The following is a 520-nucleotide window of genomic DNA, read 5'->3' on the forward strand; positions in this document are numbered from 1 at the left end:
AATCGTCTTCTTGCCCTGCCATATTGTCCAGAGATTCACATAAGTCTTCCGCTTGTTGCTCCACCTCTTTCGAATGTTCAGCCAAACGCTGCTCAACTTTCGCACTTAATTCTGCCATGCTTTCAGAGAGTGCTGTCAGGTTTAAACCACCCTCTTCTTTCATTTTTTTCGATAAAGCATCGAACGCGCTAGCCAGAAACTCTTTATTAAAAATCTCCTGCGCTTTTTCAAAATCTTTCGTCCAGCCCTGCGTCATCGATTCAAAGCTGTCTGCAGGCAAAATAAAATCACCATCTTTGTAATAACGAGATTGCACATCAGCAAAGAAGTCTTTAACTGCAACTTTTACGTTATCAAACGCGCCCGGCGCATCCAAACTCGCTGCCACATCATCAATGATGTCATTGGCGAGTTCCAAGCCATCACTCGCTAGCTGCTTAGCTTGAGGAATATAGGCATTCATTTTTTCGCGATATGCTTCAATCGCGGCTTTCTGCTCCGCATCGAGTTCAATCAACTC

At 44.2% G+C, this 520-nt stretch carries 1 protein-coding gene; it reads right to left on the minus strand.

What is annotated here, in order from left to right; all coding sequences use genetic code 11:
• Window positions 1-520: DUF2884 family protein (locus R7P64_RS24695; RefSeq protein ID WP_318124277.1), on the minus strand; the 520-nt coding region annotated here is incomplete at both ends.

This window comes from Vibrio sp. 2304, from assembly GCF_033339475.1.
In the GTDB taxonomy this organism is placed as follows: Bacteria; Pseudomonadota; Gammaproteobacteria; order Enterobacterales; family Vibrionaceae; genus Vibrio; species Vibrio alginolyticus.